We start from the raw sequence: 15,407 nt of genomic DNA, 5'->3' as shown, positions 1-15,407 counted from the left end.
CGAAATGCTGGTTGGCCAGCTTCCGTATCTGTTCAGGCAAGCCGTCATAGGCTTGCCAGAAGGCAGGTGTTGCGTGGTGTTTCAAAGCTGCCTTGTCTTTCCGGCACGAAAATCGGCCAAGGCCTTCTCCGCGAAATGATCGAGCTTGCCGCGTGCTGCGTCTGTTTCCGTCTGTCGATCCCAGCGTTCGGCCTGAAGGGCTTCAAACCACGTAGAAAAGGCCTCGAACTCCTTCTTGTCGAGGTCGGCCACGGATTTTCAATCTGTTCGAGTTTGGTCATGATTTGCTCCAGCGATATCGCAAAATAGGCGCTGGCGTGGAATTTGCCAAGGAATCCATCACCCGATCAGCGCGAACTTGTCCACATCGACCATGCCGCGGTCGGATATCTTCAGGTGCGGGATGACCGGCAGCGGCAGGAAGGCGAGCTGGAGGAAGGGTTCTTCCAGAGTGGCGCCGAGCGCGAAGGCGGCCTTGCGCAGATGGTGCAGCGTATCGCGGACTGTCTCGTAAGGCTCGAGGCTCATCAGGCCGGCGATCGGCAGGGCGATTTCGCCGGTGACCTGGCCGTCCTCGACGACGACGAAGCCGCCCTTGATCTCGCCGAGGCGGTTTGCGGCGGTCGCCATGTCGTCCTCGTCGACCCCAACGACGCAAATATTGTGGCTGTCATGGCCGACGGTGGAGGCGATCGCGCCCTTCTTCAGACCGAAGCCCTGGACGAAGCCGTTGGCGTGGTTGCCGTTCTTGCCATGGCGCTCGATGACGGCGACCTTGATGATGTCGTTGGCAAGATCGACTGATGTCTCGTTGCCCCTGACGGGCAGGCGGTAGCGGCGATGCTCGGTGATGATCTTGCCCGGCATGACGCCGATGACCGATGTTTCACCCTCTCTGGCCGGCACGCCGAAATGGGCGGCATTGACCGGCCGGGCCTTGACGCTGTCGAGGCCGATCGGGGCAACCGGCCTGCGTGTGGAAAAGAGCGCGTCGGTGACGCGGCGGCCGGCGCAGAAGACCATTTCGGCGCGGCAGCTTGCCAGGCTGTCGAGAACCACGAGATCAGCGCGCCAGCCGGGCGCCACCAGGCCCCGGTCCCTCAGACCGAAGGCGCGGGCGGCCGAGATCGAAGCGGCGCGGTAGATCGCCAGGGGCTCGACACCCGCCGCGATCGCCGTACGGATCATATGATCGAGATGGCCCTGTTCGGCAATATCGAGCGGATTGCGATCATCCGTGCAGAGCGCGAGGAAGGGAGAAAGCCGCTCGGTGATGATGGGGATCAGCGCGGCGAGATCCTTGGAGACCGAGCCCTCGCGCACGAGGATATGCATGCCCTTGCGGATCTTTTCCAACGCTTCGCGTGCAGTCGTGCATTCGTGCTCGGTGTGGATGCCGGCCGACAGGTAGCCGTTCAGGTCGTTGCCGGACAGCAGCGGCGCGTGACCGTCGATATGGCCGCCCTGGAAGGCATCGAGCTTGGCCATGCAGACGGGATCCTTGTGGATCACGCCCGGGAAATTCATGAATTCGGCAAGGCCGATGACCTTCGGATGATGGCGGAAGGGCAGGAGGCTTTCGATCGGCAGGTCGGCGCCGGAAGTTTCGAGATGTGTCGCCGGCACGCAGGAGGAGAGCTGGACGCGGATATCCATGATCGTCTCCAGCGCGGATTCGAGAAAGAACTCGATTCCCTCGCTGCCGAGCACATTTGCGATTTCGTGCGGATCGCAGATCGCGGTGGTAACGCCATAAGGCAGAACACAGCGGTCGAATTCATGCGGCGTCACCAGCGAGGATTCGATGTGCAGATGCGTGTCGATGAAGCCGGGAACGACGATCCTTCCCGAGATATCGATCTCAGTTTCGCCTTCGTAATTGCCAGAGGTGCCGACGATGCGGTCACTGCCGATGGCAATATCGGATTGCACGAGTCCGCCGGTGACGAGATCGAAGAAGCTGCCGCCCTTCAGCACGATATCGGCCGGCACGCGGCCGACGCCCTGGTCGATCAGACGTTCGAGACTTGCGGTCATGGCATTGCTCACATTGGACGATTCCAACGTTATAACCGATCTGCGCCGACATGCGATGCCCGCCAACGAAATCGGGCGCCGATGGCGCCCGATCGCTGTCTCGGTGTCGCGGCTTATTCGGCAGCGACGATCTTGCCGGCTTCCCACTTGTAGAGCGAGAAGCTCTGCGAGGTGAGGTCGCCGGTTTCGCCGTAGGTGACTTTGCCGATAGCGGTCTGGATCTCCTTGCCGTCCTTCAGCGCGGCAGCGACCGCTTCCGCATCCTCGGCGCTGCCGGCCTTTTCAATGCCGGCTTTCAGGACTTCGACGGCGGCATAGGCGTTGAGCGTGAAGGCTTCGGCCGGGATGTTCTTGGCAGCGAGCGCATCGGCGGCAGCCTTGGAATCCGGGTTCTTGGTGGCGTCGGAGGCATTGGTGAACAGCGTGCCTGCCGCCGCATCCGTGCCGATCGCCCAGAATTCGGTGTTGGAGAGGCCGTCGCCGCCGATGATCGTGGCGTTGGTGGCGAGGTCATGCAGCTGGCGGGCGAGCAGGCCGCCTTCAGGGTGGTAGCCGCCGAAATAGACGACGTCGACCTTCTCGGACTTGATGCGGGTGGTGAGCGCGCTGAAATCCTTGTCACCGGGGGTGATCGCGTCATTGACGACTTCGGTGATGCCGCCGGCGTTCAGCGTCGCCTTGAAGGCGTCGGCGAGGCCCTTGCCGTAGGCGCCCTTGTCGTTGACGATGGCAACGCGCTTGTCCTTGAAATTCTTCAGCACGTATTTGGCGGCGACTTCGGCCTGCTGGTCGTCGCGGCCGCAGGTGCGCAGCACGTTGGTGAGACCACGCTTGGTGAGGTCAGGCGCTGTCGCCGTCGGGGTGACCATCAGCACGCCGTTTTCAGCAAGCACGTCCGAAACCGGAATGGCGACGCCCGAGGTCACCGGGCCGACGACAAAGCGAATGCCGTCGCCGACAACCTTGTTGGCGGCAGAAACGCCCTGCTTCGGTTCGCCGGCGTCGTCGGCCAGTTCGAGCACGACCTTCTCGCCGAGAATGCCGCCCTTCTTGTTGATCTCGTCGACGGCGGTCTGAGCGCCGTTCTTCACCTGGTCGCCGTAGGCGGCGACGGGGCCGGTCAGCGGCGCAATCAGGCCGATGGTGATATCGGCATGGGCAAGCGGCGCAAAGGCCAGCGACGCGACGAGTGTCGCCGTCAATGTCTTGAGGGTCATAGTCTGTCTCCTTGGGTGGGGTCCTTCGACCCGCGATGAGGTGCCGCGCCGGTTTTTCCGATCATTCAACAGCCCTTCGGGCTGTGCCAAGGACGATCGGCAAGGGCGCGATCAGCGAACCTGCCGGCCATGTTTGACTCGGGAAGATTCATGACAGGATTTCTAGGAATTTTGACGGGATTTCGCAAGTTCATAACAAAAGGGAAGGGAAATCGGATCGATCCGAGCGGAAACTCGTTCGAAGGCGATCATTTTCTTCGCTTTTCGGCGGTTTCTCATAGGCGAAGTTGCAAGGGGGGCTCCCGCCCAGACGAAACCACCTCTGTATGGTTGTCTTTATCTTTCCCATTAACCGTTAGTTTGGCCCGTGGCAGTAGTATCCTCCGATACCCAAAATACCGCAGCATTGAAAAAGAGACTCATACAAATAATTAGATAAAGACATCGGGAAACAGAGACTGAATGCTCAAGCGTATCGACGCCAGCCAAGTGCGTATCGGAATGTTTGTGGAGGCCGTCGAGGGCCTGTGGCAGGATCCGATTTTGTCCAAGCGCAGATTTTCCCTGCGGCGCGAGGTCGATGCCGCGAAAATTCGCAAATACGGCACCGCCAGCGTGGTCATCAACACCAGCAAGGGGCTCGATACCAACGGCCTGCCGGGCCGAGACATCGAGACCGATATCCAGGCTGCGCGCGAAACCGTCCAGAAATCCGTGCAGGTGCTGGAAGAGGCTTTCGCGAGGCTGCGGAATGGCGATGCAATCAGCGTCGCGCATGTGGCGCCGGTGATTTCATCCGTCTCCAAGTCGATGGAGGAAAATCCCTCGGTTTTCCTGAACGTCACGCGTTTGAAATCAAAAGACGAGGTGACCTTCCTCCATTCCATTTCGGTGAGCGCGCTGATGATCCTGTTCAGCCGCCATCTCGCACTCGACGAGCATACGGTCCAAATGCTCGGTACCGCGGGTTTGCTGCATGATGTCGGCAAGCTGGAAATCCCGCTTGAGGTGCTGAACAAGGCCGGGCCTCTGGAAAAGGACGAGATCAGCCTGATCCGCGGCCATCCGGAGAAGGGGCACGCTTTCCTGTCGCGGCAGGAGGGCATGTCGGAGATTATTCTCGATGTCTGCCTCAATCACCACGAGCGCATCGACGGCAAGGGCTACCCGCGCAGGTTGTCCGGCAGAGAGGTGAGCCTCCACACGCGCATTGCGACAATCTGCGATGTCTATGACGCCATCACCTCGGTGCGGTCATACAAGGCGGCGTGGAGCGCGAGCGACGCACTAAAATGGATGCTTGGGAATGAAGGGCACTTCGACCGCCGGCTCCTGAAAAAATTCGCCCTCTGCCTTTCGGTCGCCTCCGTGACCTGAGGTCGACCCATCACGGCGGCAATGGCCTGCGTGGGCTTGAACCCGGCGCAGGCCGCGATGCGGAAAGCTTGAGATCTCTCAGATGTTGTTCTGCAGAATGGTGCGCAGCTTGCCGAAGAGTTCGTCGATATGGTGCTTCTCGATAATCAGCGGCGGGGAGAGCGCGATGATATCGCCGGTGGTGCGGATCAGCAGGCCGCTTTCATAGGCTTTCAGAAAAGCGGTGAAGGCGCGCTTGGTGGGCTCGCCGGCGATCGGATCGAGTTCGATCGCGCCGATCAGGCCGGTATTCCTGATGTCGACGACGTTGGGGCAGTCTTTCAGCGAATGCAACGCGTCGGCCCAGTAGTCGGAAAGCTCGGCGGCGCGGGTGAGCAGGCCCTCGTCCTTGTAGGTGTCGAGCGTGGCAAGTGCCGCGGCGGAAGCGATCGGGTTGCCGGAATAGGTGTAGCCGTGGAAGAACTCGATCATGTGCTCCGGGCCGTTCATGAAGGCATCATGGATCTCGGAGGTGACGAAGACGGCGCCCATCGGAATGACGCCATTGGTCAGTCCCTTGGCGGCGGTGATCATGTCGGGCTTGACGTCGTAATATTGCGCGGCGAAGGGGGCGCCGAGGCGGCCGAAACCGGTGATGACCTCGTCGAAGATCAACAGGATGCCGTGCTTGGTGCAGATCTCGCGCAGTTTCTGCAGGTAACCCTTCGGCGGGATCAACACGCCGGTGGAGCCGGCCACCGGCTCGACGATGACGGCGGCGACGGTGGAGGCGTCGTGTAGGGTGACGATCCGCTCCAGTTCGGTGGCGATGTCGCCGCCGTGTTCCGGCTCGCCGCGGGTAAAATTGTTCTTGCCGGGCTGGTGGGTGTGCGGCATGTGGTCGACGCCGGTCAGCAGCGTGCCGAACATCTTGCGGTTGGTGACGATGCCGCCGACGGAGATGCCGCCGAAATTGACGCCGTGATAACCGCGCTCGCGACCGATCAGGCGGAAGCGCGAACCGTTGCCCTTCACGCGGTGATAGGCGAGCGCCACCTTGAGCGCCGTCTCGACGGATTCGGATCCGGAATTGGTGTAGAGGACGTGGTTCAGGCCTTCCGGCGCAATGTCGACGAGACGGTTCGCCAGTTCGAAGGCTTTGGGATGGCCGAGTTGGAAGGCCGGCGCGTAATCGAGCTCGCCGGCCTGCTGGCGGATCGCCTCGGTGATCTTCGGGCGGCAATGGCCGGCATTGACGCACCAGAGGCCGGCCGTGCCGTCCAGCACCTGACGTCCGTCATGCGTCGTGTAGTACATGTCCTTGGCGCCGACGAACATACGCGGCTCCTTCTTGAACTGGCGATTTGCCGTGAACGGCATCCAGAAGGCGCGAAGATCGTTGGGTGCGTTGAGGCGATTGGACATGCTGTTCTCCTGGCCGCTGACGGCCCTTTCCCGGGGCTTCACGCCCATATTTTGACTGCCCGGTCAAATTATCAGGGCTGCTTGAAGCGTCAACGGTAAAACGCCGGCGTGCCGCTCGTGACAGGAAGCCTCGAGTTTTGACCGGATCGATCTGGGGATATTCCGGGACCGGCGGGTACAGCAAAAGGGGCACGACCGGCAAATCGCAAAGTTTGCCGGTCGTGCCCTAAGGTTCAGGTGCTGAAATATCGTTTCCACGCCTCCGGGAACATCCCCTTGCGGCATGGCATAGGCCGACATTCATGTCAGCGCTATCATCAAGCGGCAGATCTGTTCCTGTCCGCCACGAGGTAGATGTCTTCGAGCGTTGCCAGGATCTTCATCACCGGCTCGGAGGTGCTGGAATAGTAAATGGTCTGCGCGTCACGCCTAGTCTTCACCAGCTTCTGTGCGCGCAGTTTCGACAGGTGCTGAGAGAGTGCGGACTGGCTGAGGCCGACCTGCGTTGCAAGCACGCCGACGGCCATTTCGCCCTTCACCAGGCTGCACAGGATCAGCAATCTCTTGGGGTTTGCCATTGCCGACAATAACGCTGCCGCCACATTGGTGTGATCGGCCAAATTAGTGGTTTCCATATTATCATCTTCCTAATGCGAAACGTACATCATGCGTGTTGGCACAGGCCGTCAATCGCGATTTTTCCCCACCCGTAAAAACTAGCAAGTCGGGCCGAAGATTGTATATACCTAAATTTAAGGTATCGAGTATGCTATTTTAGATATGTTTGAACAAATGTGATCGGCATCCCGAGCGAGGGTTTCGAATTCGTATCGCAGCAGAAAATCGCCGGAAATGAGGTCAAAACCTGAGGAATCGATACCACAAATGCGCCAGGAAGCCGTTTCCGGCGCGTTTAACCTGGTAGCAAGGGCCTCGGCCACATCGGGGTGGCGTTCTACTAAATCTCGCACTGTTTCTGTTGCGCCGGCGGCGATTTCCTCATTCGCGGCCGACTGGATGATGAGATCGTTCCCGTCGAGCTGGTAGGCACGGCCGAAGCCGCCATTGAGGCTGGCCTGCTCCGGTTTGAGTCGGAAGAAGAGGAAATCGGGAAAGTCGATATAAAGCTTTGCCTTGGTGTGGCGAGCGAGAAAACGCGTGCGGATACGCTCGTGGACGGCGCTGCCGCGCTCGACGGGTTCTGCCAGGCATTGGGTCGTCAGGCGAGGGTGGGCGAGCGGATCGCCCTTGCCCGGCTCGCCGGTCAAGAGTGAGGCCCGCGCGTTCCTGGCGAGCGCCTTGGTATGGGCAGAGAGCTTCGAGACGAGAATGACGGGGGTGCCGTCAATATCGGTGGCGACGAGCACGCGGCTGGCGAAGGGAAAGCCGGTCTCGGGGTCGAGAACGGCAATCGCCGCGTGCCGCGCGGAGCGCAGAAGCACGCGGGCGAGTTTGCGGGCGTCGTCGTCGGTTTCGCGGATGGGCGAGGGCTGATCCTTCATATCCGCTTTGTGGCAAAGCGGATTGAAAACATCAAGCGTCCTGCTTGCGGCGATGGCGGGTGAGGCCGGCGACGATATCCTGGGCCGAGATGGTACCGACGATCGTGCCGTTCTCGACGATGCCGATGCTGCCCGGCTGGCGGGCAAGGGCATCGAGGATATCGACGAGCGGGGTCACGGCGCGGGCCGTGGCGCTGACGCTCATGCCGGCGGCGGTCTGACCGAGGCCGGGCTGCATCACGTCGGCCGCCGTCAGCATGCTGATCGGGTTCAGATGCTGCACGAAATCGGCGACATACTGGTCGGCGGGGTTCTTGACGATGTCATGCGGGGTTCCGCACTGGATGATGCGGCCGCCCTCCATGATGGCGATGCGGTTGCCGATACGGAAGGCCTCGTCGAGATCGTGGCTGACGAAGAGGATGGTCTTCTTCAGCCGCCGCTGGAATTCCAGGAGTTCGTCCTGCAGGCGGGTACGGATCAACGGGTCGAGTGCCGAGAACGGCTCGTCCATCAGCAGGATCGGGGCGCCGGTGGCAAAGGCGCGGGCAAGCCCGACGCGCTGCTGCATGCCGCCTGAGAGTTCGTTGACCTTGCGGTCGGCCCATTTCGTCAAGTTGACGAGTTCGAGCTGCTCGCCGATGCGCACCTTGCGTTCGGCCTCCGGCATGCCGGCGAGCTCGAGGCCGAAGCCGACATTCTCGGCGACCGTGCGCCACGGCAGCAGGGCGAATTGCTGGAACACCATGGAGACGGTGTGTGTGCGCAGGTCGCGCAGCGCCTTGGCATTGCATTTATAAGGGTTGACGGGCCCGGTGGAGGTCGAGACCGCGACATCGCCGCGCACGACGGGAGCGAGCGCGTTGACGGCGCGCAGCAGCGTCGACTTGCCGGAGCCGGAAAGCCCCATCAGCACGAGGATCTCGCCCTCCTCGATTGTCAGCGAGGCATTGGCGACGCCGAGCACCAGGCCGGTCGCAGCCCCAATCTCGTCGCGCGTTTTGCCCTGGTCGGCCATGGCAAGTGCTGTTTCCGGCTTGTTGCCGAAGATAATGCTGACGTCCTTGAAGCTTACCGCGGTCATGCACCGTCTCCTTCACCCGCCGTGCGGAACATGCGGTCGAGGATGATCGCCAGAATGACGATGCAAAGACCGGCTTCGAAGCCTTTCGCGACATTGACGGTGTTCAGGGCGCGCACGACAGGCACGCCGAGACCGTCGGCGCCGACGAGGGCGGCGATGACCACCATCGATAGCGATAGCATGATGGTCTGGGTGAGGCCCGCCATGATCTGTGGCATGGCAAAGGGAAGCTCGACCTTGCGCAGCACCTGCATCGGCCTCGCGCCAAAGGCGACGGCGGCTTCGACGAGGGACGGCGGAGTCGAGATGATGCCGAGGCGCGTCAACCGGATGGGGGCAGGGATGGCAAAGATCACGGTCGCGATCAGGCCCGGCACCATGCCGAGGCCGAACAGGATCAGCGCCGGAATCAGATAGACGAATGTCGGAATGGTTTGCATGAGATCGAGCGCCGGGCGCATGGCGGCATAGACCCAGGCGCGGCGGGCCGCGGCAATCCCGAGCGGAATGCCGATCACCATGCTGACGAAGGTGGAGGCGAGCACCAGAGCGAGCGTCTCCGTCGTTTCCTTCCAGTAGCCCTGGTTGACGATGAGCAGCAGCCCCAGACAGGTGAAGAGGGTGATCGCGATCGACCGGCGCAGCCAGAAGGCGATGGCGGCGATGGCGGCGATGACGATCAGCGGGTGCGGCTTCTGCAGCACGAAGAGCAGCCCGTCGATCACGTGCGACAGCAGCGAGGCGAGCTGGTCGAAGAACCACGCGCCGTTCGAGGTGAGCCAGTCCACGAAGGATTTGGCCCAGGAGCCGATGGGAATCTTAAAGTCGGTGATCCAATTCAAGAGCGCGCCTATCCAGAAAAAATCAACAATGGACAAAATGAAACGGGGCGGCGAGCCGCCCCGTTCATACTATCAAAGGCCGAGGCCGGTCTTGGCAGACGCCAGCGCGTCGCCCTTGCCGTCGCGGGTCTTGACGCCGGCGAGCCAGGGGTCGAGGGCGGAAGGGTTGGCTTTAAGCCATTCGGAAGCCGCTGCCTCCGGCTCCTTGCCGTCGTCGAGGATCTTGCCCATGATCTGGTTTTCCATCTCGAGGGAGAACTTCAGGTTCTTCAGCATCGTGCCGACATTCGGGCATTCGTCGAGATAACCAGCGCGAACGTTGGTATAGACCTTGGCGCCGCCGAAGTCAGGACCGAAGACATCGTCACCACCGGTGAGGTAGGTCAGCTTGAAATTGGTGTTCATCGGGTGGGGTTCCCAGCCGAGGAAGACAACAGGCTTGCCTGATTTCTCAGCGCGGGCGACCTGAGCAAGCATACCCTGTTCTGAGGATTCGACGACTTCCATGTCCTTCAGGCCGAAGGTGTTCTTTTCGATCAGGTCCATGACGAGGCGGTTGCCGTCATTGCCGGGCTCGATGCCGTAGATCTTGCCGTCGAGATCGTCCTTGTGGGCGGCGATATCCTTGAAGTCCTTGATGCCGAGTTCTGCGCCCTTGGCGTTGGTGGCGAGCGTATACTTGGCGCCGACGAGGTTGGGGCCGAAGGATTCGACCGACTTGTCCTCAATGTACGGGCGGACGTCCTTTTCCTGCGTCGGCATCCAGTTGCCGAGGAAGATGTCGATGTCCTTGTTCTTCAGCGAGGTGTAGGTGACCGGCACCGAGAGGACCTTGACGTCGGTCTGATAGCCGATGCTCTTCAGGACGACGGATGCGGTGGCGGTGGTGGCGGTAATGTCAGTCCAGCCGACATCCGAGAAGTGGACGGTGGAGCAGCTGTCGGGATCGGCGGCGAATGCGGCGGTCGCAACGGAGAGGGCGGCGACAGCAGTTGCAGTGACGAGTTTGAACATGCTTGTTGTTTTCATTTTAGGCTCCCAGTCTTTAAGTTCCCAAGCCAACCACCAATAGCCGAGTTTGACAAGCGACCTCAGTGCGTTTGCGTCGTATCGACCCATGCGATTGCGACGTCGGCGGATTTTTCGTGGCACCTTGTTTTCAGGCCGCCTGGCGATTTTTGCGCTGGGATTCCTGTGATTATCGCCCGTAGGGGCTTTTCTTTGCCATTGTGAGCTTTCAATAAACCGATCAAGGAGAGATCGGATGGCAAAACTCTATTTCAACTACTCGACGATGAACGCCGGCAAGTCGACGATGCTGCTGCAGGCCTCCTACAATTACCAGGAACGCGGCATGCGCACGGTGCAGCTGATCGCCGCTTTCGACGAGCGCACCGGCCGCGGCGTCATCGGCTCGCGGATCGGGCTGGAGGCGAGCGCCATTCCCTTCGAGCCGCATGAAGACCTGTTCCGACTGATTACGACGCTGAGCGGAGAGGGGGCGCCGATTGCCTGTGTCTTCGTCGACGAGGCGCATTTCATGACGCCTGTTCATGTATGGCAACTTGCCCGCGTCGTCGACAGGCTTGGCATTCCGGTGATGGTCTACGGGCTGAGAACCGACTTCCAGGGCAAATTATTTCCGGCCTCGCAGGAACTGTTGGCGATCGCCGACGAAATGCGCGAGGTGCGGACGATCTGCCATTGCGGGCGCAAGGCGACGATGGTGGTGCGGCTCGACGCGCAGGGGAACGTGCTGCATGAAGGCGCGCAGATCGAAGTCGGCGGCAATGAGAAATATGTCTCGCTCTGCCGCAGGCACTGGGACGAAGCGATGAATGGGGCCTGGATCGCCGAGCCGGTCTGACGCCGTGACGCCGCCTGTTTCTTTGGTGTGCCGCCGCGACCGGCTTCTATTTTACGCAATCCCGGGCGGAAACCGCTTCGCACTTTTGCTGAAATTGCTTTAGCTTGTGAAGCACGAGATTCCCTGGAGAGGCCTGGTGCGCAAACCGCCGCCATTCGACAGCCAATACGAAGCCGCAGGCAGCCTTGCCGAGAGGGTTGCGGCCGACGCAGCCTATTGCGTGGCGGCGATCAGCGCCTTCAGCGGCGATGAAGCACGGTCGGCCGACGAGGTTTTTCTCGAGCAGAATGCTCGCTTCCAGGCCCATATCGCCGATGCTGCCGCACTCGACGCCCTGCAGGCGGAACTGGTCTTTTCCCTCGACCGGCTGACGGCCGAGGTTTCCGCCGATCTCGACAGTTTCCGGGGGCTGACGCTGCGCGAGAAGATGGCCGGCTGGACGTCGCGCCAGCGGATGTGGCGCATGTATACTGAACGCATGCGCGAGGCGCCGGTCATCGAACGGCTGCTTGAGCTTTTGACGAAATCGGATGCGCTCGCCAGTCTGATCGCAGGCCAGCGCGCTTCGATCATCGAACGGCACAGGGCTGCCGAACATGGTCTCGTCGGCATCGTCGAGCAACGGCGCCGGCTGGTCGATTCCATCGATATCGCCCGCCTGAAGATGAAGGAGCTCAACGCCAAGGCGCTGACGACGCAGGGTCGTATCGGCGTCTACGGCAACAGGGCGCATTGGGAGCAGATGGAGACCGAGCGGCGGGCGCTGAAGGCCGAGGCCGAGCAGATTTCCGCCGGGGAGCATGAAATGCGCGACGATAGCCAGCGGCGCGAGCGTTTCATCGGTCTGTTCCAGACCTTTGTCGATTCGCTGAACGGCCGGATCGCCGCCTGCAACGTGATGCTGCGCAAGCTGATGATCGACGTCGAGGAGCGGCTGATCATCTATCAGGCGCAGGTCGATACCGACCGGCCGGGCATGAAGACGCGGATCAAGCCGGAGTTCTTTCCCGATATCGCCGCGCCGATCAGGCTGTTTGAGAAGGGCATGCTGGTCGCCCAGGATCTGGAACGGCGCAAGAGCCGTGCCGATCTCGAATTCGTCGGCAGGTTTCCTGCCTATGCCGAACCGCTGCCGGAGGCATCGGGAGCGCCTCTGATCGACACGGCGCGCAGATCCTTCCGTTTCAGCCTGCCTTTCCTGCGTTCCTGACCCGCAGGCCGAGGTTCACGCCCATTTCGGCGATGCCTTGAATCCGAAAAATCAAAGGGCTCGTGTTGTGCTCGGCCCGTCGAGCGCATATGTGGGTGTGGCAATGTCCCGATGTTCGCCTCGCCTGACAGGAGACGACGATGCTTGACCGGATAGCCGGTTTTTTCAGGCTGATCGGCCAGACGATCGGTCGCTGGGCCCGCCTGTTTTTCGCTTGGGCCTTCTGGCCCCTTCTAGCCGCGCATGGCTGGTATCAGCGCCGGAGCTGGATGATCCGGCTGCCGGTTATCGCCTTTGTGGCGCTCTTTGTCGTGCTGTACGGTTATTTCTTCTGGCAGACGCAGGTCTGGTCGAATTTCAACACCGCTTTCGTCGACCAATACAGGCTTTCCGAACGCAAGGTCGCCGCAGGGCAAGAAGTGTCGGTCGCGGAGGGAAGCAGCGCTGTGGCTGCCAAGACCTGCCAGCGTTCGGCCATCGTCGACGTCACGGCCGACCTGACCGACTTCAATGTCAACCAGAATGCATGGATCTCCTCCATGCTGCTCTATAAAATGGGCTTTTTCGGCATCGACTGGGATCACACGCCCTTTCTCGACAACAAGGCGTCGTTCCAGCGCGGCATCAATCAGGCGGTCCGGCGGACCTCGGCGGAGCTCGTCGATACGCTGGGGCGCGTGCGCGGCACGTCAGGCATCAACAATGATCTGCAGAGCGCGCGCGGCAACCTGCAATTCGACGAATACAGCTGGTATTTCGGGCTCAATCCCTTCGGGCCGAAGACGCCAACGCCCTCCTATTACCGCTCGGCGATCGGCAGCCTGCGCAAGTTCAACACCGATCTTTCCGCCTGCAACGTCATCTTCGACGGCCGCGCCGACAACCTGATGCAGTTCATCGACCGCATCGCCAATGATCTCGGCGGCACGTCCGACATGCTCGCCGAGCGCTCGGAAAACCACAATCGCGGCTGGTTCGACACCCGCGCCGACGACCGGTTCTGGTTCGCCTACGGCCAGCTTTACGCCTATTACGCCATCCTCGCCGCCGCGCAGGCGGATTTCTCGCAGGTGGTGCAGGAGCGCAATCTCGGAGCCGTCTGGGGCAGCACGATGCGGCAGTTCCAGGCGGCGCTGCGCATTCAGCCGGCGATCATCTCGAACGGGCGTGAGGACGGCTGGATCATGCCGAGCCATCTCGCCACCATGGGCTTTTATATTCTGCGGGTTCGCTCGAATCTCGTCGAGATCCGCTCTGTGCTCGACCGGTAAATTTCCGGGACTCAGCGCGGTCTCGTATCGTCTTCGAAGCCGACGACGCGTGGCTTCTCGACGAATTCATAGGCGATGCCGACGATGCCGCCGCCGCTTTGACCGTCCCGGAAGCGGCCGACGCTACGCACCAGCTTGTGGCCGCCAAGCCGATTGTCGACTCGGTATACGGAATGGAAGCCGACGCCGTGAAGGCTCGCCTCTTCGAAGGTCTGGGCGATCAGGCTGCGGTCGTCCTCATGGATGCGCGACATCAGCTCGGTCAGATTGACGGGGCCGTTGCTGTAGGGGAGGTCGAAAATCGCGTGCACATCCTCGCTTGCAAAGAAATGCCCAGTCTCGATGTCGATGCGCCAGAAGCCGAAAAGGCGATAGGCAGCAAGCATCTGGACGATTTCCGCATCGGTGATGCCGATGTGAGCGCGGGATTGCTCAGTCTTGTCGACGACGGGCTGTTCGAAGCGAAGAGACACGATTCCCTCAGATCACGGGACAACGTACTGGCTCTGTTTCCGAAGCCTCAGTTTATCAGCTTCAATCGTATTGCCTTGGCTACCAACTGAGTACGGTTGACGCAATCGAGTTTTTTGATCGCGTTGGTCATGTAGGCGTTCACTGTATGATCGGAGAGCGCCAGGATCTGGCCGATTTCGATCGAGGTCTTGCCCTGGGCAGTCCAGCGCACAACTTCTAGTTCTCTAGTCGACAGCGCGTTATGCGCGCATTCCTCATTCCGCTTGACTGCATTATATGCATCGAGTGCATGCAGAATGATCATTGCCAACTCGTTGACCTCGCTCTGGCTGAGCGCGGCGCGCTCGCCGCAGAACCAGAAGACCAGGCGCTGGCCATTGGCTGCAATGGTCGGCATGGCAACGCCCGCCGGTATGGCATGGCGCAGCATCAGGGCACGCAGTTCGCCAGGGAAGGCCTGACCATTGGCGGCGTCGTTGAGGTGCCAGGCCGGAGGGACGGCGGATTCCCTTAGCCGCAAGCCGAAAGGGCAGCCGCGCATCATGTGGGCGCGGTCGAAGTCCTTGATATAGGCGGCCGGAAGCGAGCTTTCGATCAGCAGCGGTTTCAACAGCAGGTCTTCCGGGGACGGAGCGTGCATGAGGGTCGCGTGCGACAATCCGAAGGCGGCGGAGACCCTGCCGAGCGCTTGGGCAAACAGGCTGCGCGTTCGTGCAGCGGCAAGCTCTGCCGAAAGCAATGACTGTCTTTCAGAGGTAGTCATATAAGACATCTGTACGCCTCCGGCTGCCCCAATGTTAACGCTATCAAACACAGAAAGCCGGCCGGATGCTAGTCCCAATTGACTTAGCGCAAGCTGATTTACTCAAATTGTGTAAAATAATTGACGGGCGGTCGCGCTTTAGTTGAGTTTTGACTTGTGGATATAGCGTTACGGTATCTCTCGCTTCCTCTATCGCCGCGCAGCTATGGGTCTCGCGCAGTCCGGCGGGGAGAGAATCACTTTGGAAGATTTCAAGGAGAGCTCGGGTCTCTGCGGGAGTACGCCGGCAACGAGTATCGAAATCCGGCTTGCTGCCGTTCAATCGAGTTGCTAAGCCTATCATGATATACAATTGAGGC

At 60.8% G+C, this 15,407-nt stretch carries 15 protein-coding genes; 4 read left to right on the top strand and 11 right to left on the bottom strand.

Annotated elements, in window-relative coordinates; all coding sequences use genetic code 11:
- Positions 1-81: 81 nt before the first annotated feature.
- The 3 genes from RLEG4DRAFT_RS25965 to RLEG4DRAFT_RS25955 form a co-directional block, all read right to left on the bottom strand.
- The gene (locus tag RLEG4DRAFT_RS25965) at positions 82-252 is read right to left on the bottom strand and encodes a hypothetical protein (RefSeq protein WP_245277985.1); all 171 of its coding nucleotides are present in this window, start codon (positions 250-252) and stop codon (positions 82-84) included.
- Between the two features lie 87 nt (positions 253-339).
- On the bottom strand, positions 340-2,037 hold the full coding sequence (gene ade / locus RLEG4DRAFT_RS25960) for an adenine deaminase (protein WP_003581244.1): 1,698 nt from the start codon (positions 2,035-2,037) through the stop codon (positions 340-342).
- Between the two features lie 113 nt (positions 2,038-2,150).
- Positions 2,151-3,254, bottom strand: a complete 1,104-nt coding sequence (locus tag RLEG4DRAFT_RS25955; RefSeq protein WP_003581243.1) for a branched-chain amino acid ABC transporter substrate-binding protein — start codon at positions 3,252-3,254, stop codon at positions 2,151-2,153.
- A 462-nt stretch (positions 3,255-3,716) separates the two neighbouring features.
- Between RLEG4DRAFT_RS25955 and RLEG4DRAFT_RS25950 the strand changes: the two genes are divergently transcribed.
- Complete coding sequence (locus RLEG4DRAFT_RS25950) at positions 3,717-4,631, top strand: HD-GYP domain-containing protein (RefSeq protein ID WP_003581242.1); 915 nt, start codon at positions 3,717-3,719, stop codon at positions 4,629-4,631.
- 78 nt (positions 4,632-4,709) lie between these two features.
- On the opposite strand, the gene RLEG4DRAFT_RS25945 is transcribed toward RLEG4DRAFT_RS25950, so the two are convergent.
- The 6 genes from RLEG4DRAFT_RS25945 to RLEG4DRAFT_RS25920 form a co-directional block, all read right to left on the bottom strand.
- On the bottom strand, positions 4,710-6,035 hold the full coding sequence (locus tag RLEG4DRAFT_RS25945; RefSeq protein ID WP_003581241.1) for an aspartate aminotransferase family protein: 1,326 nt from the start codon (positions 6,033-6,035) through the stop codon (positions 4,710-4,712).
- 317 nt (positions 6,036-6,352) lie between these two features.
- Positions 6,353-6,670: an ArsR/SmtB family transcription factor gene (locus RLEG4DRAFT_RS25940; protein WP_003581240.1), complete on the bottom strand. Its 318-nt coding sequence runs from the start codon at positions 6,668-6,670 to the stop codon at positions 6,353-6,355.
- A 117-nt stretch (positions 6,671-6,787) separates the two neighbouring features.
- A complete protein-coding gene (locus tag RLEG4DRAFT_RS25935) occupies positions 6,788-7,537 on the bottom strand; it encodes a HugZ family protein (RefSeq protein ID WP_003581239.1) in 750 nt (249 codons plus the stop codon).
- Between the two features lie 31 nt (positions 7,538-7,568).
- Entirely contained in the window at positions 7,569-8,621 is a 1,053-nt protein-coding gene (choV, locus tag RLEG4DRAFT_RS25930; protein WP_003581238.1) for a choline ABC transporter ATP-binding protein, read from the bottom strand.
- The gene (gene choW / locus RLEG4DRAFT_RS25925; protein WP_003581236.1) at positions 8,618-9,463 is read right to left on the bottom strand and encodes a choline ABC transporter permease subunit; all 846 of its coding nucleotides are present in this window, start codon (positions 9,461-9,463) and stop codon (positions 8,618-8,620) included. Before choW ends, choV begins: the two co-directional genes overlap by 4 nt.
- 72 nt (positions 9,464-9,535) lie before the next feature.
- Positions 9,536-10,492: a choline ABC transporter substrate-binding protein gene (locus tag RLEG4DRAFT_RS25920; RefSeq protein ID WP_003581234.1), complete on the bottom strand. Its 957-nt coding sequence runs from the start codon at positions 10,490-10,492 to the stop codon at positions 9,536-9,538.
- Positions 10,493-10,727: 235 nt separating this feature from the next.
- Between RLEG4DRAFT_RS25920 and RLEG4DRAFT_RS25915 the strand changes: the two genes are divergently transcribed.
- The 3 genes from RLEG4DRAFT_RS25915 to RLEG4DRAFT_RS25905 all read left to right on the top strand — a co-directional run bounded on the left by RLEG4DRAFT_RS25915 (position 10,728) and on the right by RLEG4DRAFT_RS25905 (position 13,811).
- Positions 10,728-11,330, top strand: a complete 603-nt coding sequence (locus tag RLEG4DRAFT_RS25915; RefSeq protein WP_003581233.1) for a thymidine kinase — start codon at positions 10,728-10,730, stop codon at positions 11,328-11,330.
- Positions 11,331-11,466: 136 nt separating this feature from the next.
- Positions 11,467-12,540: a hypothetical protein gene (locus tag RLEG4DRAFT_RS25910; RefSeq protein WP_003581231.1), complete on the top strand. Its 1,074-nt coding sequence runs from the start codon at positions 11,467-11,469 to the stop codon at positions 12,538-12,540.
- Between the two features lie 140 nt (positions 12,541-12,680).
- Positions 12,681-13,811 (top strand): DUF2333 family protein, encoded by a 1,131-nt coding sequence (locus tag RLEG4DRAFT_RS25905; protein ID WP_003581229.1) that lies wholly within the window; start codon positions 12,681-12,683, stop codon positions 13,809-13,811.
- An 11-nt stretch (positions 13,812-13,822) separates the two neighbouring features.
- Here RLEG4DRAFT_RS25905 and RLEG4DRAFT_RS25900 read toward each other — a convergent pair whose 3' ends face one another.
- Positions 13,823-14,284 (bottom strand): hypothetical protein, encoded by a 462-nt coding sequence (locus tag RLEG4DRAFT_RS25900; RefSeq protein ID WP_003581227.1) that lies wholly within the window; start codon positions 14,282-14,284, stop codon positions 13,823-13,825.
- 47 nt (positions 14,285-14,331) lie between these two features.
- On the bottom strand, positions 14,332-15,057 hold the full coding sequence (locus tag RLEG4DRAFT_RS25895) for a helix-turn-helix transcriptional regulator (RefSeq protein ID WP_003581226.1): 726 nt from the start codon (positions 15,055-15,057) through the stop codon (positions 14,332-14,334).
- Positions 15,058-15,407: the final 350 nt, after the last annotated feature.

This window comes from Rhizobium leguminosarum bv. trifolii WSM2297 (genome assembly GCF_000271845.1).
The sequence above is the reverse complement of the archived record's forward strand: the minus strand, read 5'-3'. Positions and strand labels throughout refer to the sequence as shown.